We start from the raw sequence: 22,225 nt of genomic DNA, 5'->3' as shown, positions 1-22,225 counted from the left end.
AAAACTTTAAGGTTGTAAGTTAAAGTTTTTTATATACTAATCCAATTAGTCGTCAGGTGGGGCAGATACCTGACAGGGGAGGGAGGAGTCTTAGGGTGTTATGATAAAGGCACTGGGGTATTTCTTTTTGACCTCTATCAACCGTTTGTCTGCTTCGAGCCTGGTTCTGAACTTGCCTACATATACCCGGTATGTTGGGGTTTTAAAAGCGATGTCGCAATGCCATCCGAAGTCATTCTTAAAAGTGGCTTGCTCTTTGGTGGCGCCTTCCAGTGAGCCGTTGTATATCTGTATCTGGTATCTTTCGGAAGTGCTGTCGTCTTTGTTGAGTTCGGTCCTGGCAGCTACCAGTTTTTCTACTTTTGAGTCTTGCTGAATGTTAATTCTCCCGTCTTGCGCATAGGTGCCTTTCAAGGCAAAAAACATGAAAAATAAAAGGGCCAAACCGCTTTGTGTGCCTAAAAATCTCATAATGAATACTGTTTTGTGCAAAAGTAAATTATTAGCTTGAAATCATAACGTTAAATTTTATTTAGAATTGTTATAAATTGGTTATTAACACTGAGCCAACATTTCCCAAATGAAGTCTATATCGTATTTTTGTGCACGGATTTTAAGGACCTGTGTTTTTTTTGTTGTTATCCGACGAAAAAATCATGCCAAATTAAGGAGAGATAACAGATAATATCAATATGAAAGAGGTGATACACCGTAATTCTATTTCAGGAATTCTAAGTATTAGTCTGGCAATTTTGCTAGCATTTTCCACAACTCTTTTTGGACAAGAAGGTGACCCTGGTAAAGGGAAACAGTTGTTTAATGCAAATTGTGCTGCCTGTCATAAGTTGAACCAGAAGATGACCGGGCCTCCCCTGGCTGGTGTTACAGAAAAGCAGAGCAGGGAGTGGTTGCACAAATGGATAAAGAATAATGTAGCTCTCAGGAAATCGGGAGATCCGGATGCGATAGCTATTTATGAAGAGTATGGTGGAGCTGCGATGAATGTTTTTCCGCAACTGTCTGAACAGGACATAGACGATATTCTTGCGTATACTGCGGCGCCGCCGCCATCGCCGGTTGCCGGTGGTGGAGCGGACGGACAGGTTGTGGCGCAGGACACGTCTTCCGGTATTTCCAACGAAGTGGTCCTCGGGGCTTTGGTGTTGGTGTTTGCTATGCTGGTTATTATGCTGGTGTTAGTGAACAAAACGCTGATGCGAATTGCTGAGGCAAAAGGTATTGAGCTTCCGGAAGAACAGAAAAAGAGGCTTCCGCTCTGGAAGGCTTTTGTGAAAAATCAATTTCTGGTGCTGGTATCTGTGGTCTTCCTGCTTCTGGTGTCTGCCTATTTTGTTTACGGATATCTGATGCAGGTGGGTGTAGATCAGGGGTATGCGCCGGTACAGCCCATACATTTCTCTCACCGTATACACGCCGGGGATAACGAAATAGACTGTAAGTACTGTCACTCTTCTGCAAGAGTGTCCAGGACTTCCGGTATTCCGTCACTCAATGTGTGTATGAACTGTCATAAGAATATCATGGAAGTGGCTCCCGAAACCGGAACAGCCGAGCATTCCAAGGAATTCTATGATGGAGAGATCCAGAAGTTGTATGAGGCAGTGGGCTGGGATGTGGAAAACCAGCGTTACACCGGAGAGACCAAGCCGGTAAAATGGGTGAAGATCCACAATCTGCCCGATTTTGTTTACTTCAACCACTCTCAGCACGTTAGCGTTGCTGGTCTGGAATGTCAGAAATGTCACGGACCGATCGAGGAAATGGAAATTGTAGAACAGTTCTCTCCGCTTACCATGGGTTGGTGTGTAAACTGTCACAGGACCACCGAAGTGAAAATGGAGGGTAACGAATACTACGAGAAAATACACGAAGAGTTATCTAAAAAATACGGAGTGGAAAAACTTACTGCCGCACAGATGGGAGCGTTGGAGTGTGGTAAGTGCCACTATTAATAGTAAAGTATAAGGTGTACAGCTTGTCCCGGTTTTTGTGGGAATGTGCGCCGACCATTGTCAAAAGAGCTAATTTTATATAAAACATGGCGTCAAACAAAAAATACTGGAAAAGTGTCGAGGAGTTGGATCCGAGTAATTCCATTGTGGAGACACTTAAACAGAATGAGTTTGTTGAGGAAATTCCGGTAGATGAATTTTTAGGGGATAAGGAAAATCTGGAGGCCTCTTCAACTTCGCGGAGGGACTTTCTCAAATACGTGGGCTTCAGTACGGCCGCTGCAACCATGGCTGCTTGTGAAGGGCCTGTTAAGAAAGCCATTCCATACGTGGTACAGCCTGAACAGATCCGTCCAGGGGTAGCCAATTACTACGCTTCTACCATTGCAGACGGATATGATTTTGCCAGTGTTCTGGTAAAGACCAGGGAGGGGCGTCCTATAAAGATTGAAAACAATGCCGATGCCAAAATAAACGGTTCAGCCAATGCCAGGGTCAATGCTTCCGTACTGTCTATGTATGACAGTATGAGGGTGCAGGGGCCAAAGTCCAGCGGAAAATATGCGACCTGGGAAGAGCTCGATACCGAGGTGATGGCTAAGCTGAACGCTGCAAAAGCCAGCGGAAAATCCATAGTGCTGCTTACGCAGACATTTGCCAGCCCGTCAACGGCGAAGCTGGTTGCAGAGTTTTCCGGGAAATTCGGTAATGTTGAACATATACAGTATGATGCCATATCCGAGGATGCGGCATTGAATGCTTTCCAGAAAAAATACGGCAAAAGGGCACTTGCTGATTACGACTTTTCGAAAGCGGATGTCGTCGTTTCCTTTGCAGCCGATTTTCTCGGTGACTGGCACGGAGGCGGATTTGATAGTGGCTATGCTAAAAAACGCGTTCCTTCAAACGGAAAGATGTCCCGCCATGTACAGTTCGAGGCAAACATGTCCCTCACCGGGGCTAATGCCGACAAGAGGGTGGCGGTAACGCCTTCGCAGCAAAAAGTTGCGCTTGCCAAGTTGTATGCATACCTGAGTGGTTCTTCTGTTTCCGGCGACCTTCCGGAGCATGTGGATGCTGCTGTTAAAAATGCGGCAGGCCAGCTTCGAAAAGCAGGGAAAAATGCCGTTGTGGTTACCGGGATAGATGATGAAAATGCCCAGGGACTTGTGCTTTCCATTAACGAAATGCTGCAAAGTGCCGCCTTCGATCCCAAAGCGCCAAGGTTGTTGCGCCAGGGAGATGTAAGGAAGGTGAACAAACTTATTGCGGATATGAAATCCGGAAAGGTCGGAGCGCTTATCATGAGTGGCGTCAACCCGGCGTACACACTGCCCGATTCCGAAGGATTTCTCGAAGGATTGAAAAGTATAGGCCTGTCTGTGGCATTCTCTATGAAAGAGGATGAAACAGCCACGGCTTCACAATTTATAGCTGCTGCACCGCATTACCTGGAATCCTGGGGAGATGTGGAGATGAAAAAAGGCTATTTCAGCCTTATGCAGCCTGCCATCCGCCCCTTATTCGATACGCGGCAGTTCCAGGATGCCCTGCTGAAGTGGATAGGCGATGACAAAACATATTACGAATATATCCGGGAGAACTGGGATGCATCTGTGCTGAACGGAAGCTCCTGGAACAAGGCACTGCACGACGGGGTGTTTACAGCATCGCCATCGGTAGCTGCTATGTCTTCTGAAGGGGAAGGCGCAAAGGCTGCTGAAGGTGCCGAAGCGGAAGGGGCTGATGAAGAAGGGACAGAAGGAGCAGCTCCTGCGGGGGATGCTGCCGGAATGGCCAGAAAACTGGCTTCAGCTTCTTCAAGCGGTTTGGAGCTTACCCTGTATGCAAAGACCGGAATGGGAGACGGGCAGCAGGCCAACAATCCTTGGTTGCAGGAGTTCCCGGACCCAATAACGCGTGCTTCCTGGGATAACTATGTTACCATTTCCAGGGCAGATGCCGAAGCACTCGGCCTGAACAACAGGCATGTGGCCAACGGCGGCCTTAACGGAAGCTATGTAAAGGTGACCGTTAACGGGGTAAGCCTGGACAGGGTGCCGGTAATCATCCAGCCCGGACAGGCCAAAGGCTCCATAGGGCTTTCATTCGGCTACGGTAAAAAAGCTGCGATGAAACCCGAAATGCAGACCGGGGTAAATGCTTATAAACTTTACGAAGGGTTTAAGGCTACACAGCCGGTGACCATCGAAAAAGTAGCCGGAGAGCATGAATTTGCCTGCGTGCAGTTGCACAACACCCTGATGGGGCGCGGCGATATTCTGAAAGAAACTACATTAGAAATATTCAATACCAAGGACGCGAAGGAGTGGAATGTAACTCCGAAGGTATCCCTGAACCACAACGAAGTGGAAGCCACTGGTGTTGACCTGTGGGATGAGTTCGATAATTCTATCGGTCATCACTTTAACCTTTCTATCGATCTTAACGCTTGTACCGGATGTGGTGCCTGTGTGATCGCCTGTCATGCGGAAAACAATGTTCCGGTGGTAGGGAAATCCGAGGTAAGGCGTTCCAGGGATATGCACTGGCTTCGTATAGACCGGTATTACTCTTCCGAAGAGAGCTTCGAGGGAGATAATGAAGTGGTAGAGGCCATTTCCGGACTTGGCGATTCCCTGACCACTTTCGGGGAGATGGAAAGAGCTTCTGAAAACCCTCAGGTGGCCTTCCAGCCGGTAATGTGCCAGCACTGTAACCACGCTCCCTGTGAGACTGTATGTCCGGTTGCGGCTACTTCACACGGCCGTCAGGGACAAAACCATATGGCTTATAACCGATGTGTGGGAACGCGTTACTGTGCCAATAACTGTCCTTATAAAGTACGTCGCTTTAACTGGTTCCTCTATAACAATAACGATGAGTTTGACTATCACATGAACGATGACCTTGGTAAAATGGTGCTGAACCCGGATGTTGTGGTTCGTTCCAGAGGGGTGATGGAAAAATGTTCTTTATGTATACAAATGACCCAGAAAACCATTCTGGATGCCAAGAGAGACGGAAGGAAAGTGCGTAAGGACGAATTCCAGACCGCTTGTTCTGCAGCCTGCTCCAGCGGAGCCATGGTGTTCGGGGATGTGAACAACGAAGAAGATGAAGTGTTTGCTTTGAAAAAGAGTGACAGGATGTATCACCTGTTGGAACACATAGGCACAAAGCCCAATGTATTCTATCACGTTAAAGTGAGAAACACAGAGAAAGTATAGCGAAGAATTTCCTGCCGGGCGAGCCCGGGACCCCGGAAGAAAACCCGGGGCAGGGAAACGAATAAATAAAGGAATAATAAATATTAAAGTTATAAAATGGCGTCGCATTACGAAGCACCTATACGTAAACCCCTGGTAGTCGGAGATAAGAGCTATCACGATGTTTCGGTAGATATAGCCAGGCCGGTAGAAGGCAAGGCGAATAAGCAATGGTGGATTGTATTTTCCATATCGTTGGTGGCATTTCTCTGGGGGATAGGGTGTATAATTTATACCATTTCAACAGGAATAGGGGCCTGGGGACTTAACAAAACCGTTGGCTGGGCCTGGGATATCACCAACTTCGTTTGGTGGGTAGGTATCGGTCACGCAGGAACACTGATCTCTGCCGTACTGTTACTGTTTCGTCAAAAGTGGAGAATGGCGATCAACCGGTCGGCAGAAGCCATGACCATATTTTCGGTAGTACAGGCCGGATTGTTCCCGTTGATCCACATGGGGCGCCCCTGGCTGGGATATTGGGTAGTGCCGATCCCCAACCAGTTCGGTTCGCTGTGGGTAAACTTCAACTCGCCACTGTTGTGGGACGTATTCGCGATATCTACTTATCTGTCCGTATCGCTGGTCTTCTGGTGGACAGGTCTGCTTCCCGATTTTGCCATGATCAGGGACAGGGCCGTAAAGCCTTTCCAGAAAAAAATATACAGCCTGCTCAGTTTCGGCTGGAGCGGAAGGGCCAAGGACTGGCAGCGTTTTGAAGAAGTGTCGCTGGTACTCGCCGGTCTGGCAACACCGCTGGTACTGTCGGTACACACCATCGTATCTTTTGACTTCGCCACTTCGGTGATCCCCGGATGGCACACCACTATCTTCCCGCCCTACTTCGTTGCAGGGGCCGTGTTCTCCGGATTTGCAATGGTAAACACCTTGCTTATCATCATGCGGAAAGTGGTTAATCTCGAAAACTATATTACCGTACAGCACATAGAGCTGATGAACATCGTGATCATGATCACGGGGTCTATCGTGGGTTGTGCTTATATTACCGAGTTGTTCATCGCCTGGTATTCCGGAGTGGAATACGAGCAATATGCCTTCCTCAACAGGGCTACGGGGCCTTACGCCTGGGCATACTGGTGTATGATGACATGTAATGTATTCTCTCCTCAGTTCATGTGGTTTAAGAAACTGAGAACGAGTATCATGTTCTCCTTCATCATCTCAATCGTGGTGAACATAGGAATGTGGTTCGAGCGTTTTGTGATCATTGTTACTTCACTGCACAGGGATTATCTCCCGTCTTCATGGACCATGTTTTCCCCTACTTTTATAGATATAGGGATCTTCGTGGGAACCATAGGATTCTTCTTTGTGCTGTTTTTGTTATATGCGAGGACTTTCCCGGTAATAGCACAGGCTGAAGTGAAGACGATTATGAAATCATCTGGTGAAAACTATAAAAAATTAAGAGACGGCGATCATGAGTAATAAAGTAATACAAGCTATTTATGCCGATGATGATGTGTTGCTGGCTGCTGTAAAGAAAGTGAAGGCTGCCCACCATCATATAGAAGAAATATACACGCCTTTTCCGGTTCACGGTCTCGATAAGGCCATGGGGCTGGCCCCCACCAGGATTGCCATCGCATCCTTTCTTTACGGATGTGTAGGGCTTACGGTAGCCATCCTGATGATGAATTTTATTATGATAGAAGACTGGCCGCAGGATATTGGCGGAAAGCCCAGCTTTAGCTTCCTGAGCAATATGCCGGCTTTTGTACCGATCATGTTTGAGCTTACAGTGTTCTTTGCGGCCCACTTAATGGTGATCACTTTTTACCTGAGAAGTAAATTGTGGCCCTTTAAAAAAGCCGAGAACCCGGACGTAAGAACAACAGACGACCACTTCCTGATGGAGGTGTCCCTGAGTGGTAACGAAGAGGAACTGACTTCCTTTTTGCAGGAAACAGGTGCGGTAGAAGTTAAAATATCGGAAAAGCATTAGAGGGGATGAGTTATAGAGTTGGCAGGTCATTGGGTTATTAAGGATATAAACCCATTGCCGGATAACAACACAACTTCATAACCTAACAACGTAAATAACTGTTTAAATGAGGAGCTTTATAAAAATAGGAATGGTACTTGGTACGGCTGCCGTAATGACTTCGTGTTTTAACAAGTCGAAGCCAAACTACCAGTTTATGCCTAATATGTATGAAGAGGTAGGGTATAAGACCTATCAGGAGTCCGATGCCTTTAAAAATGGCGTTGAGGCTCAGCTACCTGCCGAAAATACCATAAACCGCGGTTGGATGCCATATGACTATGAAGACACCCAGGAAGGGAAAGCACTGGCCACTGTGGAGCTGAAAAACCCTCTGACTGCCGATAGCCTTGCAGTGGAAGACAATCTGGCTAAGGGCAAAGAATTGTATGGTATCTATTGTGCGGTCTGCCACGGAGATAAAGGAGACGGACAAGGTATCCTTGCACAGCGCGAAAAATTCCTGGGGATTCCCAGCTATGCCGACAGGGAAACCACGGAAGGCAGTATCTACCACGTTATATACTACGGGCTTAATTCCATGGGGTCCTATGCTGTGCAGCTCGATGAAAAGGAGCGCTGGCAGGTAGTGATGTATGTAGAGCAGCTCAAAAAGGATCTGGGGGTAGGCGCTAATAATTCAGAAGAAAAAACAGAAGAGTAGCAGGTATATAGTGCAGTACGGAAAATGGGAGAGATTGCGATATAGGGAGCATCTGCGCGATATATAAAACACAATATACAACAAAGAGAATTTTTCAGGATATGTACACGTTTTCAAACAAGTTAAGACTGTCTGCATTCGTTCTAATGATCGTCGGTGTCCTCGGTCTGGGTTATGGTTTTCTGGCTGCCCCGGGCACTGTGGAAGAAGCAAAGGCCATGGTAGCAGATGCACATCACGGCGGGGGCCATGAAGATGCGGCTGCTACACATGATGCACAGGGAACACACGACGGGGAGCACGCAACTCATGATGCGTCTCACGATGAACACCTATTACACCAATTGCAGAACAAGCCCTGGGCAGCGCTCTATGTAGCCGCGTTTTTCTTTATGATGATCGCCCTCGGAACCCTGGCGTTTTACGCTATACAAAGAGTATCGCAGGCAGGCTGGTCACCGCTCCTGTTCCGGGTTATGGAAGGCATTACTGCCTATTTGCTGCCCGGTGCGGTATTGGTGTTTGTAATACTGGTATTGTCTGGTGTTCATATGAACCACCTGTTTGTTTGGATGGATCCTGAAACCGTAGCTCACGACGAACTTATACAGGGAAAATCGGGCTATCTCAATGTACCGTTTTTCCTGATCAGGGCCGTTATCTATATCGGAGGATGGGCGGCATACCGCCATTTCTCCAGGAAATTCTCTGTGGCACAGGATACGGCCGGTGACAATAACAATTTCAAAAAGAACTTTAAAATATCTGCAGGATTCCTCGTCTTCTTCCTGGTATCCGAGTCCATGATGTCCTGGGACTGGATTATGAGTGTAGACCCGCACTGGTACAGTACCCTGTTTGGATGGTATGTGTTTGCCAGCATGTTTGTGTCTGGTATTACAGTGATCGCTTTGATCACCATCTACCTGAAATCCCGCGGATATCTGGAAGAAGTGAACAACAGCCATATTCACGACCTGGCCAAGTTCATGTTCGGTATTAGTATTTTCTGGACTTACCTTTGGTTCTCCCAGTTTATGCTTATCTGGTATTCCAATATCCCGGAAGAGGTGACTTATTTTGTTTCGAGGATTGAAGACTACAAGTTGCCGTTCTTCGGAATGGTGGTCCTGAATTTCGTATTCCCGGTACTGGTATTGATGAACAGTGATTACAAGCGTCTGAACTGGTTTGTTGTGATGACCGGTATTGTCATATTAATAGGGCACTATATAGATATTTATAATATGATCATGCCCGCAACCGTAGGAGATCAATGGTTTATTGGTATTGCCGAAATAGGAGGTGTGCTGTTCTTTATGGGGCTGTTTATCTATGTAGTGTTCACTGCTCTGACCAAGGCTCCGCTCGTACCGAAACGAAACCCGTACATTGAAGAGAGTAGACACTTTCATTATTAAATGAAGGTTTCAGGTTTTGAAGTTTCAAGCTTCAGGTTTGTAGCAATAAACTGGAAACAATTGAAACCAGAACCAGAAACTAAAAACAATAGAAACTAAAGTAAACAGGAAATAGTAACATGACTGCTTTATTAACTATAATTGTACTTATACTCGTTGCCATTGCCGTATGGCAGATGACGAAGATATTCGAGTTTTCCCAGATAGGAGTTGAAAATGCCCAGGTAGCCAATGACAAGGATAACAAGCTGAACGGATATTTGATGTTTGCCTTTTTGGGCTTCCTCTATCTGTTAACTATCTATTGTCTGGCAAAATGGGGTAGAGTGCTGTTGCCGGAGGCGTCTTCCGCCCACGGGAAAGACTATGATACCCTGATGATGGTTTCTATGGTGTTGATCTTTATTGTACAGGCCATTACCCAGACCTTACTTCACTATTTTGCTTTTAAATACAAAGGAGAAAAAGGAAAGAAAGCACTGTTCTATGCCGATAACGATAAACTGGAATTTATCTGGACGATCATTCCTGTAATCACCCTTGCGGGACTTATCCTGTACGGTCTTTATACCTGGACTACCATCATGGATATTAACGAGGAGGACGATCCTATAGTCATTGAATTATACGCACAACAGTTCAACTGGAAAGCGAGATATGCAGGTGATGACAATGTTCTCGGAGATGCCAATGTCCGTTTCCTGAGCGATTTTGACGGGCAGAACGTATTGGGTATTGATTCTTCCGATCCGAATGGTATGGACGATATTATATCAACAACCGAGCTACACCTTCCCGTAAACAGGAAAGTTGTATTTAAAATGCGTTCGCAGGATGTACTGCACTCGGCTTATATGCCGCACTTCAGGGCGCAGATGAACTGTGTTCCGGGAATGATCACACAATTTTCCTTTACACCTACGGTGACTACGGAAGAAATGCGGCAAAAACCGGAAATACAGGAAAAGGTAAAACACATCAATGAACTGAGGGCCGAGAGAAGGAAAAAAGGCGAGGACCTGGAAAACTGGGAGTTCGATTACCTTTTATTATGTAACAAAATTTGCGGAACTTCGCATTTCAATATGCAGATGAAGATCATTGTGGAGAGCGAAGAAGAATTTAACACCTGGATCAAAGAGCAACAGACTTTTGGACAGATGGTAGCCGGGAACGAGAACTAAGTGTTCTTCCGGATAATGAGATATAAAGTAACAGTAACGATAACGATTAGTATATAGATTATGTCAGCAACAGCAACAGCAGCACACGCAGACGATCACGCGCAGGATCACGGACATCATCATAAACAGACATTTATTTCCAAGTATATTTTCAGCTTTGATCACAAGATGATCTCCAAGCAATATCTCATTACGGGGATATTCATGGGTATCATTGGTATTGTGATGTCTTTATTGTTCCGTATGCAACTGGCATGGCCCGAGGAGTCCTTCTCCATATTTGAGGTATTGCTCGGAAAATGGGCTCCCGATGGAGTGATGGACCCGAATATTTACCTGGCATTGGTAACGATCCACGGTACCATCATGGTATTTTTCGTGCTGACCGCAGGATTGAGTGGTACGTTCAGTAACCTTCTCATTCCATTACAGATCGGAGCAAGAGATATGGCCTCCGGCTTTTTGAACATGCTGTCGTACTGGTTGTTCTTCCTGTCTTCCGTGATCATGGTAGCTTCTATTTTTGTTGAAGCAGGTCCCGCCGCTGCCGGATGGACCATTTATCCGCCATTGAGCGCATTGCCTCAGGCACAGGGAGGATCAGGATTAGGGATGACGATGTGGCTGGTATCTCTGGCTATATTCATCGCCTCGTCTTTGCTGGGCTCACTGAACTATATCGTTACCGTATTGAACCTGCGGACCAGGGGAATGTCCATGACCAGGCTCCCGCTTACCATATGGGCCCTGTTTGTTACTGCTATTATCGGGGTAGTTTCCTTCCCCGTACTGCTTTCTGCCGCACTGTTACTCATTTTCGACAGGAGTTTCGGTACATCCTTCTTCCTGTCCGACATATTCATACAAGGCGAAGTATTACATCACCAGGGAGGTTCTCCGGTATTGTTCGAGCACCTGTTCTGGTTCCTCGGGCACCCCGAAGTATATATCGTATTATTACCCGCACTGGGGATCACCTCGGAGATCATTGCCACGAACTCGCGTAAACCCATATTCGGGTACCGGGCTATGGTTGCATCCATACTGGCTATTGCGTTCCTTTCCACGATCGTATGGGGTCACCATATGTTCGTTTCCGGAATGAATCCGTTCCTCGGTTCGGTATTTACCTTTACAACACTGCTTATTGCCATACCTTCGGCCGTAAAAGCATTTAACTATATAACTACAATATGGAAAGGGAATCTGCAGATGAACCCGGCCATGTTGTTTTCCATAGGACTGGTGTCTACCTTTATCACCGGAGGTCTTACCGGGATCATCCTCGGAGACAGTACCCTGGATATTAACGTTCACGATACCTATTTCGTAGTGGCGCACTTCCACCTTGTTATGGGGGTTACTGCAGTCTATGGATTTCTCGCAGGGGTTTACCACTGGTTCCCCAAGATGTTCGGAAGAATGATGAACAAGAACCTGGGATATGTACACTTCTGGTTAACAGCGGTGAGTGCCTACGGTGTTTTCTTCCCGATGCACTTTGTCGGACTGGCCGGTCTCCCGAGACGTTACTATACCAATACCAACTTCCCCATATTCGATGACCTGATGGACATCAATGTGGTGATGACCGTGTTTGCCCTGATCGCCGGTGCAGCCCAGGTGGTATTCCTGTATAACTTCTTCTACAGCATCTTCTTCGGAGAAAAGGCGAAGCAAAACCCGTGGAAATCCAATACACTGGAGTGGACCACGCCCGTAGAACACATTCACGGCAACTGGCCCGGAGAAATTCCGGAAGTACACCGATGGGCTTACGATTACAGTAAGACCAACGAAGATGGAGAGTATGTGATCCCCGGACAGGACTATGCACCCCAGACCGTACCTTTACAGGAAGGAGAGGAAGAACTGAACCATTAGAAAGAAAAAAATATTCTATAATCATAAAAAGGGCCCGTTAAACGGGCTCTTTTTTATTTTTTACCAATAGGCGCCGTCAGACAATGCTCCGGAATACCATACCCGTCAACCAGCGATGCTACATGCGGTCTTAGTTCCGTGCAAAGCCTTTCCACCCTTTGCCGGATAGCCTTGGATTTATTACTGCTGATATAGCCGTGCTCCAGATACCAGGCAGCGTTATCCCGTATATACATCAAGGCGTATAATGCCCCGAGTTTACGGAACAGGAATTGCAGCCTTTTGTCTGCCATGTTTTCCACAAATCCGGAAAATATCTCATAAGAAAGCATAGCGCCATAGGTTTTCCCCAGAGTGATCAGGTGGGTTTGTATGTTCAGGGATACCTGTTGCGAAGGAACGCCTTTTTTAAGGTAGCTGCGTATCCTGGAAGCCGCTGTAAAAGTAAGCCGGCGTGTACGGTATTGTAAAGCCTCGAGGTGAAATCCGGGGTCGAAAAGGTGGTCCTTGTCCGTATTGTTGGTGAACAGGGGATTGAATGTGGTTAACCGGTCGCTCAGTTGTGTACCGAGCAATTTCAGGATATCCCCGAAATGATCACTGTTAAATTCCGATTTGAAGTCTGTCAGCACCCCTTTGGCGGCGAGTTGCAGCAGTACGGTATTGTCTCCTTCAAAAGTGGTGAAGATATCCACGTCGTTTTTGAGATCACCGATCCTGTTTTCCAGCAGGTAGCCTTTTCCACCGCAGGCCTCGCGACATTCCTGGATTGTTGTATTGGAAAAATCGGTAATGAGGGCTTTCAGAGCCGCTGCCTGGGTTTCGGTTTGCCTTCTTGTCTCTTCGGTAGAAGAAGCGTAAGAACGAATCATGTGGTCCAGGGTAATGTGGTACACATAGGTAAGCGCTATGGGAGCGATAAGCCGTAGCTGATGCGACGGATAATCCATGATCAGGTCTTCCTGTACCTTTTCCCCGCTGTTGAACTGTCTCCGGTACAAGGCATATTTTACCGCAATGGCAAGGGCCATCTTAGCCCCGCTCAGGGCTCCTTTGGCCACACATATCCGGCCGCCTACCAAAGTGCCCAGCATCGTAAAGAACCGTTTGTTGGGATTGCTGATGTCCGATTGATAGTTGCCGTTGCCGTCTATACGGCCAAACCGGTCCAGCAGGTTTTCACGGGGTACACTTACATTACTGAACCATATTTTACCATTGTCCACGCCGTTCAGTCCCAGCTTGTACCCATTGTCCTCTATCCGGACCCCGGGCATAAGATCACCGTTTTCGTCCCTGACCGGTACGAGAATGGCGTGTACACCCTCATTGGTACCGTTGACGATGAGTTGGGCAAATACCGTGGCCATACGTGCGTGCAGGGCATTGCCTATATATTCCTTGTTATCGTTTTTTCCGGGGGTGTCAATAACAATGGTACCGGTTTCCCTGACATAAGTAGCTGTCGTTTTGATCCCTCTTACATTAGAGCCGTGCCCGGTTTCGGTCATAGCGAAACAGCCAAGGATTTTGGCCTCTCCTGTGGCTTTGAGCCATTGATCGTGATGTTTTTTGGTGCCCAGGTTCTGGATGCTTCCGCCGAAAAGGCCGAACTGCACTCCGAATTTAATAGTAAGACTACCGTCCACATACATCAGGTTCTCAAAAATACCCGCATAGGCCGGCATGTTTCCGATACCCCCGTAGGCTTTGTCATAGGCCATGGCCCCGTAGCCGTGCGAAGCGAGCAGTTTCACCTGTTCCAGGGTCCTGATGCGAAAAGCGTCCTTGTCCCGTTGTATGTTCCATTGAAATAAAGGATCGGAGAGCAGTTTCCGGAATTTGTCTATATGAGGGGCGTGCGCTCCTTTGAGGACCAGGTCTATCTGCAGTGGATCATAAAAATCGGTGGTCGGGACCTTGTCAGTCCTTACATCGAATAAATGACGATAGTGATTGGGCTGTATCCCCAGGTTGATCTCTATGAACTTCAGATTTTCGTCCGGTCCGCTTCCATCATTCTCGTTTGAAAATAATCTTTGACTGAAAGCGGTCAGGGGGTAATTGTCGCTTTCCAGGAGCTTTACGCCCGATGCATCTATAAGTTGCTTCCAGGAAGTGATGACCTCATCTTCCGGAGGATTTCCCGGTCGGAGCCACGAGTTTACCCGGTCTTTTTCCGCCTGGGTCAATGTGTCGTTTTCAACGGCTTTTTTAAAAACCGATATTTCCGAAGCGGACAGCAGGTTGTCGGCCCAGACTACGTAAAGAAAGGGAATGTATTTCACAATCCCCGGAGCATATTTTTTAGTGTCCATAAAGTTACAGGTGATCTTGTAATTTACCGGGAAGTTACGATTTTTATTACAGATATGTGTGTTCTTAATATTCTATCCTTGTTACCTATTGTATTGTTTTTTAGTAAATTTGTTTAAAGGTAAATTCCTATGGACCTACAGGCAGAAATAAGATGGATTCAGGAAGAACTGAATAACGTAACCGATGTGGAGTTAATAAAGGCATTCAAAAGCCTGTTAAAATACCGTAAGCGTGTTTCGTCAGAGGAGGGAAATGATTTTTCTCTTTCCCCTGCTCATATGAAATTGCTGGAAAAGGCGGAAAAAAGACATCTTTCCGGTATTTCCAGATCATATACCTGGGATGAAGTTAAAAATTATGTGACAGACACTGACCGGGAGGATGATTAAAGGTTACCATATTGTTTTTAAGCATGAAGCATTATTGGACATTTCCGAGTCTTATGATTATTATGTGGTAGAGAGCAAGGGTCTGACAAATAGATTTTTAGATTGCCTGGAAGATGTTTACAATTACCTGATCTCTGATCCCCGGATATTCAGGAGGGTGGAAAAAGGTTTTTATCAGGTACCGGTTAAAATCTTTCCTTTTGTAATATTGTACAAGATTTACGGCAATGAAGTAGTCATTTTTAGAGTATTTCATACGAGTCGTAATCCGGTAGATAGAGTTTGATTGCATATCTTTGCCAAATATGAACGAATATCTGGACCCTACAGGCGAACAATTCTCCCCGGAAGAGATCGACATCGAAAAAACGCTCCGGCCGCTTTCCTTTGATGATTTCACGGGGCAGGAGCAGGTATTGGAAAATCTCAAGGTTTTTGTAAAGGCGGCTAACCTTCGCGAGGAGGCCCTGGACCATACGCTGTTTCACGGCCCTCCCGGCCTGGGCAAGACCACTCTGGCACACATACTGGCCAATGAGCTCAGTGTAGGGATCAAGGTCACTTCCGGACCGGTGCTGGACAAGCCCGGCGACCTGGCGGGGCTGCTCACCAACCTGGAAGAAAGAGACGTGCTTTTTATCGATGAGATACATCGCCTTAGCCCGGTGGTAGAAGAATACCTCTACTCCGCTATGGAAGATTACAAGATCGATATTATGATAGAAAGCGGGCCTAATGCCAGGACCGTACAGATCACCCTGAACCCGTTTACATTGATCGGGGCCACCACCCGTTCCGGACTGCTTACATCGCCCATGCGTGCCCGTTTCGGCATTTCCAGCAGGTTGCAGTACTACACCACCGAATTGTTGTCTACCATAGTAGAACGGAGTGCCCAGATACTCAAGGTCCCCATTACGATGGAAGCTGCCATAGAGATCGCAGGAAGAAGCCGGGGCACACCACGGATAGCCAATGCCCTGCTGCGAAGGGTAAGGGATTTTGCCCAGATAAAAGGCGATGGCAGGATCGATATAAAAATAGCCCGCTTCGGACTGGAAGCACTCCATGTCGATGCCCACGGCCTGGATGAGATGGACAACAAGATCCTCGCTACCATTATCGATAAATTTAAGGGAGGCCCTGTGGGGATCACCACGCTGGCCACTGCCGTTTCCGAAAGTGCGGAAACCATAGAAGAAGTGTATGAGCCTTTTCTGATACAACAGGGGTTTATCGTAAGGACCCCCCGTGGAAGGGAGGTGACCGAACTTGCATACAAACATCTCGGAAAGGCCAGGGGAGGTATACAGGGCGGATTGTTCTGAATTATTTGACCCGCATATAAGTTTTTCTTACCTTTTATACAGAATTTACATTTATTTAATAGCAATAATACAATCGCATAAAGCCCCGGTTCTATTTTTGCTCCCCGTAACCTGAATCTTAATACCATGAAACTTACTAATGCTTGGCTGTTGCTATTGTGGCTTGTATGCTCCGTGTTTACGATAACAGCACAAAACACACATGCTTCGATCGAAGGGATGGTCGTTGATGAAACATCAGAACCCCTTATGGGAGTATCTGTTGTGGTAAAGAACGAATCCACCGGATTTTCAACGGCAACAGTGTCCGATATCAGCGGTAAATATATACTGAAACAACTTCCTCTGGGAAAACCTTATACCATAACCGTCTCCTATATGGGATACGGTACCCAGACCAGGAAGGGATATGAGCTCAACCAGGGAGACGAACTCCGGATAGATTTTAAAATGGAGGAATCTGCCGAAGCCCTCGATGAGGTCGTGGTCACGGCTTCCGGGCTCAAAAGCGCGGTGAAGAATTTCGGGGCTGCTACCTCCGTGACTTCACAGGATCTTGAGAAACTTCCGGTGAACGGGCGGAACTACACCTCCCTGATCGATCTTTCACCGCTGAGCACGGGAAACAGTCTTTCAGGCCAGTTGCCGTCTTCTACCAATTTTACTGTAGACGGAATGACGGCCAGGAACCCTACCTCGGGAGGGACTGCCAACCGCCGTGGTGGTTCGTATGCCATTTCCATGGAAGCCATCCGGGAATTCAAGGTGTCTACCAACCAGTACGATGTCACTTACGGACGAAGTGGTGGTGGATCTATAAATACGGTGACCAAATCCGGGACCAATACCCTTTCGGGAAGTATATTCACTTTCGGCCGTACCGACTGGTTGTCCAGTCCGTATGATATTCGCGGGAACAGGCGGGATGAGGATTTCTCTTCATATCAATACGGCTTTTCACTGGGAGGCCCGATCGTTAAGGACAAAGTGCATTTTTTTGTGGCCTGGGACCACCAGGAAGATACCAATCCCTTACAGATAGCCGATCTGCAAACGGCCGAAGACGAAAGAAGATATAATGTGTCCCGGGAATCATTAGACAGGTACCTGGATATTGCCCGGAACAAATACGGCGTAGCCGATTCTCCCCAGTTTGGCTCGTTTAACAGAAAGCGGGGCACGGATGCCATATTTGCCCGTATTGACTGGCAATTGAACGATAAAAACCTTTTGACCTTAAGGAATAACTATGTGTTTGACCTTCACCGACGGGCGATCTCAGATAACAGCAGTATTGAGCTGTACGAGGTATACAGCGATGTCCGCACTACAGACAACAGCTTCCTGGCCTCGCTCCGTTCCGAACTGAACCCCAAAATGACCAACGAACTGAAATTCCAGTACCTGCGGACATCGGAAAGTGCTTTCCCGGGAGAGCAGATCCCCTCTCAAAATATCCCGCGGGCCATAGTGGAACGTGTACATTCCGAGGTGAACGGCAAAGATGTTTATACCACCATCCAGCTCGGCGGGCAGCGTTACATTCCCGAATCCTTTTACAATAACGTATTTCAGCTGGTAGATAACCTGTATTACAGTACGGACAAGATAGATTATACCTTTGGCGCGGACCTGATGTACACGCATATGGAATCGGTATACGGAAGTGAAATGAACGGGAGGTTTTATTTTACCGGACTGGACGATTTTGAGAATCTGCAGCCGTATCGGTATGTCAGGGAGGTGAATTTAATGGAAGACCCTGCGGTAACACAGAACATCATGGCCTTCGGGGCATATGCCCAGATGCAGGCCTCACTGTTCCCGGGATTTGAGCTGATGGCCGGTATCCGTGCAGATTATACCAATTATCTGGATAAACCCAATTTCAATGAGATCGTTTATGAAGACCTCGGTCTTCGAACGGACAACAGCCTTTCCACATTCCAGCTCCAGCCCAGGATACAGGCTACATGGGATATCGGGGAAAGAGGGAAGGATATTCTGCGTTTCGGAGGAGGGATATTCGGATCGGATATCAACAATTATATAATGATCAACAATATGGTGTTCGACGGTACCCGGGTAGCATCGGTGGACATTAACCGCAACGATGTAACCATCCCCACACCCGATTTTCCCGGGTACCGGGCCGATCCTTCTACCGCCCCGGGAGCGGAGGTGCTGGAAGAACTCGGTATTACCCCGATAAATACCATAAACATGAACGGTGATGATGTGAAGATCCCCACGCTTTACAAAGCCAACCTGTCTTACAACCGGTTTTTCACCGATCGTTTTAAAATGGGCGTGAGTTTTTACGCTTCCTTTGCCCGGAACAATTATATGTATACAGATGCCAATATGGTGGATGATCCCTATTTCAGGCTGGCAGACGAAGGGAACCGGGGGGTGTATGTGCCCGCCAATACCATCGATCCCGATAATGGCGCGGCCAACTGGGCAGAAGGGCGGAAAACGGACAGGGTAGGCCGTGTGCTGAAACTGAACAGTGAAGGTAAGGTCAATAATTATGCTATTGTGGTGGATGGTACATACAAATATTTTGAAGATGGTATAGTGTCTTTCAGTTATACCTGGAATGATACTAAAGATAATACCAGTTTTAACGGAGATGTGGCCAATACGGCGACCCTGGTGACCATGACACCCGACGATCCCCGCAACTTGGGCTCTATGGAATACGCCAACAGCCATTTTCGCCATAAGCTGGTACTCTACGGTTCCCTTCCCACTTTTCACGGTTTTAGTCTCTCTTTCCGTTATTCCGGGTTTGGGGGGACACGCTATTCCCTTGCCGTTAACGGGAACGTAAACGGCGACTTTGTCAGTTCCAACGACCTGGCCTATATTTTTGATCCCGATGATGCCGCAACACCCGAAGCATACAGGAATGGCATACAGCAGATACTGGACAATCCCGACGCCAGTGACCACCTGAAGGAGTACATCCGTGACAGTTATGGAAAAGTAGCCAGGAGGAACGGGGGGATCAATGATTTCTTCGGTACCTGGGACGTAAGTTTGAGAAAAAGGTTCAATACCTTTAAATCGCAGTATGTAGAATTGTCGGCGGATGTTTTTAACCTGGCCAATATGCTGAATAAAAAATGGGGGGCAAGGAAAAACCTGGGCAAACAGAATATTTATTCCATCGGCGGATTCGATACGGATGCCAATACGTACAATTACAATGTCAACCCCAATACCGGGGTGGTCGCTCCGTCCGGGAATCCCTACCAGGTACAACTCGGAATCCGGTACGGGTTCTGATCCGGGTATACGGTTTACAGACATAATTATTTTAACAGGGCCCTTCGGGGTCCTTGTTCGTAATTGGAGTGAAGTGAGTATCTTTGTAGCGTTTCTGTGGGAACGGCGATGTAGGCGGCGGGACTGATTTTTGAAACCTTATTACAAACAACAATGGCAAACTACAAATACCCGGATAAGGTCCCTTTTTTAAAATTTTTAGTTCACGCATCCGATATTGCCAGGAACCCGATCCCGTTTCATACGAAGATATTCCGGGAATACGGCGATACGATATCCTTAAGAAGATTTTACACTCCTCCGGTCATACTCACAAGAGATCCGGCAGTTGTTCGGCATGTCCTTCAGAAAAATCACAGGTCATACAAGAAGTCAAAACTCCAGACCGAGTTTCTTTCGAGATATATAGGCCATGGACTGCTGACATCAACCGGGGATTACTGGTTGCGACAACGGCGACTGATACAGCCAGGTTTCCATAAAGACAGGATCCGGGAGCTGGTAGATACCATTAACAGGACTATTGACGAACAGGTCCGGTCGTTTCGGACAGGAACTTTTGTGGAGTTGTACCCCTTAATGAACAGGCTGGCGTTTGAAGTGGTCTCCAAATCCCTGTTCAACTACGCTGCAAGTCCAGAAATATTAAAACGCCTTCAGGTGATCATCGAGGACCTTCAGAAATTTACCGTAAAGGAAATGAGACAGCCCTTAAAACGTCTCTGGTTTAACATCAGGGGAGAAGTTAAAGAGCACCTGAAACTGGCTGAGGAAGGCCGGGAGATCATCAATACCATTATCGAAGCGAGGAAAGTTTCCGGGAAAGAACACGGAGACCTGCTGGATATGTTTCTCCATTCTGAATATGACGACGGTACGAAAATGACCAACGATCAGCTCATCGATGAGATTCTGATCCTTTTTGTAGCGGGACACGAAACCACGGCAAGCGCATTGACATTCACCCTGTTCCTCCTGGCCAATCATCCTGAGGAACTGGAGAGGGCCCGGGCCGAGAGCCTCCGGTTGAAAAACAGTGAAGAAGCCCTGGAGGCACTTGGTAAGATGGAGCATATAACGTGCTGTATCGAAGAGAGCATGCGGTTATACCCACCGGTCTGGGTCATGGACCGTATTTCACTGGAGGACGATACCGTGGAGAAATATGCCGTAAAAAAGGGAACGCTCTTCGGTATTTCCGTTTACGAAATGCACCGGAACCCGGAATACTGGGAAGATCCCGAAACTTTCAATCCGGGGCGGTTCTCGGAGAACGGTAACAAAAGGAATGAGGCTTACATGCCCTTTGGTGCCGGGCCGCGCTTGTGTATAGGCAATAACTTTGCCATGTATGAAATGATGTTGGCGGTCAATACTATTATTAATACCTTTGATATCGAGACCAATAAGGCCGAGGTTGAGATCAACCCGCTGATCACCCTGAAGCCCGTAGATGTAGAATTGAGATTGACCAGGCGTGTATGACGGACCCGAGACCAAAATATACCCAGCTTATCAAGGCCGAGGCCAGACGCCTCGGGTTTATGTCCTGTGGGGTTTCCAGAGCGGAATTTCTCGAAGAAGAAGCCCCGCGCCTGGAACGATGGCTCCGGGAGAATATGCACGGAGAAATGGGCTATATGGAGAACCATTTCGACAAACGTTTGGATCCCCGGTTACTCGTGGACGGGGCTAAAAGTGTCATATCCCTCACGCTGAATTATTTTCCTGCCGAAGAGCAAAAGGACACGGGAAGCCCTAAGATTTCCAAATATGCTTATGGCAGGGATTATCACTTTGTCATTAAAGATAAGCTGAAACAACTGCTGCACTTTATCCATGAAGAAATAGGAGAGGTTGGCGGCCGGGCTTTTGTAGATTCCGCCCCTGTACTGGACCGTGCCTGGGCTACCCGTAGCGGGCTGGGGTGGATAGGCAAGAACAGCAACCTCATTTCCAAAAAAGTAGGCTCGTTCTTTTTTATCGCCGAGCTTGTTGTAGACCTGGACCTCGAATACGACGATCCCATCACTACCAACCACTGCGGCAGTTGTACCGCCTGTATCGATACCTGTCCTACGCAGGCTATCGTAGAGCCCATGGTCGTGGACGGGAGCAGGTGTATTTCTTATTTTACCATAGAGCTGAAAGACAATATTCCGACTGAATTTGAAGGGAAGTTCGACGACTGGATGTTCGGCTGCGATATATGCCAGGACGTATGCCCCTGGAACCGCTTTTCCAAACCGCATAACGAACCACTCTTTGATCCGCATCCCGACCTGTTGAACATGAGCAAAAAGGACTGGGAAGAGATCACAGAAGATGTTTTCCGGGAAATTTTCAGGAAATCGGCTGTAAAACGAACCAAATTCAAGGGCCTAAAACGAAACATCGAGTTTTTGAAAGAAAAGTCAGGTAATTCGTAGTTTGTGATCTTAATTGTAATGTCCCTGAAAAAACGTTTTCAAATCCATATAGGGAGGCGTGATAAG

The 22,225-nt window shown here is 47.2% G+C and carries 16 protein-coding genes; 14 read left to right on the top strand and 2 right to left on the bottom strand.

The window, feature by feature from the left end; genetic code table 11:
- Window positions 1-90: 90 nt before the first annotated feature.
- Complete coding sequence (locus KN811_RS10860; protein WP_187966679.1) at window positions 91-471, bottom strand: SPOR domain-containing protein; 381 nt, start codon at window positions 469-471, stop codon at window positions 91-93.
- Between the two features lie 221 nt (window positions 472-692).
- Here KN811_RS10860 and KN811_RS10855 point away from each other — a divergent pair, with 221 nt between their 5' ends.
- From KN811_RS10855 to KN811_RS10820, 8 genes are all read left to right on the top strand, one after another.
- Window positions 693-1,973, top strand: coding sequence for a c-type cytochrome (locus KN811_RS10855; protein WP_187966678.1), 1,281 nt, complete (start codon window positions 693-695; stop codon window positions 1,971-1,973).
- A gap of 86 nt (window positions 1,974-2,059) precedes the next feature.
- Window positions 2,060-5,203, top strand: coding sequence for a TAT-variant-translocated molybdopterin oxidoreductase (locus KN811_RS10850; RefSeq protein ID WP_187966677.1), 3,144 nt, complete (start codon window positions 2,060-2,062; stop codon window positions 5,201-5,203).
- A 96-nt stretch (window positions 5,204-5,299) separates the two neighbouring features.
- On the top strand, window positions 5,300-6,691 hold the full coding sequence (gene nrfD / locus KN811_RS10845) for an NrfD/PsrC family molybdoenzyme membrane anchor subunit (RefSeq protein ID WP_187966676.1): 1,392 nt from the start codon (window positions 5,300-5,302) through the stop codon (window positions 6,689-6,691).
- Window positions 6,684-7,208: a DUF3341 domain-containing protein gene (locus tag KN811_RS10840; protein WP_187966675.1), complete on the top strand. Its 525-nt coding sequence runs from the start codon at window positions 6,684-6,686 to the stop codon at window positions 7,206-7,208. The genes nrfD and KN811_RS10840 overlap by 8 nt, the downstream gene beginning before the upstream one ends.
- A gap of 106 nt (window positions 7,209-7,314) precedes the next feature.
- Entirely contained in the window at window positions 7,315-7,911 is a 597-nt protein-coding gene (locus KN811_RS10835; protein ID WP_187966674.1) for a c-type cytochrome, read from the top strand.
- Between the two features lie 101 nt (window positions 7,912-8,012).
- A complete protein-coding gene (locus tag KN811_RS10830) occupies window positions 8,013-9,332 on the top strand; it encodes a quinol:cytochrome C oxidoreductase (RefSeq protein WP_187967586.1) in 1,320 nt (439 codons plus the stop codon).
- 119 nt (window positions 9,333-9,451) lie between these two features.
- On the top strand, window positions 9,452-10,516 hold the full coding sequence (locus KN811_RS10825; RefSeq protein ID WP_187967587.1) for a cytochrome c oxidase subunit II: 1,065 nt from the start codon (window positions 9,452-9,454) through the stop codon (window positions 10,514-10,516).
- Window positions 10,517-10,576: 60 nt separating this feature from the next.
- Window positions 10,577-12,400, top strand: coding sequence for a cytochrome c oxidase subunit I (locus tag KN811_RS10820; protein WP_187967588.1), 1,824 nt, complete (start codon window positions 10,577-10,579; stop codon window positions 12,398-12,400).
- 53 nt (window positions 12,401-12,453) lie between these two features.
- Here KN811_RS10820 and KN811_RS10815 read toward each other — a convergent pair whose 3' ends face one another.
- Window positions 12,454-14,718 (bottom strand): acyl-CoA dehydrogenase family protein, encoded by a 2,265-nt coding sequence (locus KN811_RS10815; RefSeq protein ID WP_187967589.1) that lies wholly within the window; start codon window positions 14,716-14,718, stop codon window positions 12,454-12,456.
- 129 nt (window positions 14,719-14,847) lie between these two features.
- Between KN811_RS10815 and KN811_RS10810 the strand changes: the two genes are divergently transcribed.
- From KN811_RS10810 to queG, 6 genes are all read left to right on the top strand, one after another.
- Window positions 14,848-15,108, top strand: coding sequence for a hypothetical protein (locus tag KN811_RS10810; protein WP_187967590.1), 261 nt, complete (start codon window positions 14,848-14,850; stop codon window positions 15,106-15,108).
- Window positions 15,101-15,394 (top strand): type II toxin-antitoxin system RelE/ParE family toxin, encoded by a 294-nt coding sequence (locus tag KN811_RS22120; RefSeq protein WP_187967591.1) that lies wholly within the window; start codon window positions 15,101-15,103, stop codon window positions 15,392-15,394. The genes KN811_RS10810 and KN811_RS22120 overlap by 8 nt, the downstream gene beginning before the upstream one ends.
- A 19-nt stretch (window positions 15,395-15,413) precedes the next feature.
- Window positions 15,414-16,436 (top strand): Holliday junction branch migration DNA helicase RuvB, encoded by a 1,023-nt coding sequence (gene ruvB / locus KN811_RS10800; protein ID WP_187967592.1) that lies wholly within the window; start codon window positions 15,414-15,416, stop codon window positions 16,434-16,436.
- Between the two features lie 126 nt (window positions 16,437-16,562).
- Window positions 16,563-19,730 carry a TonB-dependent receptor plug domain-containing protein gene (locus KN811_RS10795; protein ID WP_216334819.1) on the top strand — a complete coding sequence of 1,056 codons (3,168 nt, stop codon included), beginning with the start codon at window positions 16,563-16,565 and terminating at the stop codon, window positions 19,728-19,730.
- A gap of 153 nt (window positions 19,731-19,883) precedes the next feature.
- Window positions 19,884-21,215: a cytochrome P450 gene (locus KN811_RS10790; protein WP_187966005.1), complete on the top strand. Its 1,332-nt coding sequence runs from the start codon at window positions 19,884-19,886 to the stop codon at window positions 21,213-21,215.
- Window positions 21,212-22,159, top strand: coding sequence for a tRNA epoxyqueuosine(34) reductase QueG (queG, locus tag KN811_RS10785; protein ID WP_187966006.1), 948 nt, complete (start codon window positions 21,212-21,214; stop codon window positions 22,157-22,159). The genes KN811_RS10790 and queG overlap by 4 nt, the downstream gene beginning before the upstream one ends.
- The last annotated feature ends 66 nt before the right edge of the window (window positions 22,160-22,225 follow it).

The sequence above is a fragment of the Sinomicrobium weinanense genome (assembly GCF_018863395.1).
In the GTDB taxonomy this organism is placed as follows: domain Bacteria; phylum Bacteroidota; class Bacteroidia; order Flavobacteriales; family Flavobacteriaceae; genus Sinomicrobium; species Sinomicrobium weinanense.
Note: the sequence above shows the minus strand (reverse complement) of the source record. Positions and strands in the feature narration are given on the sequence as shown.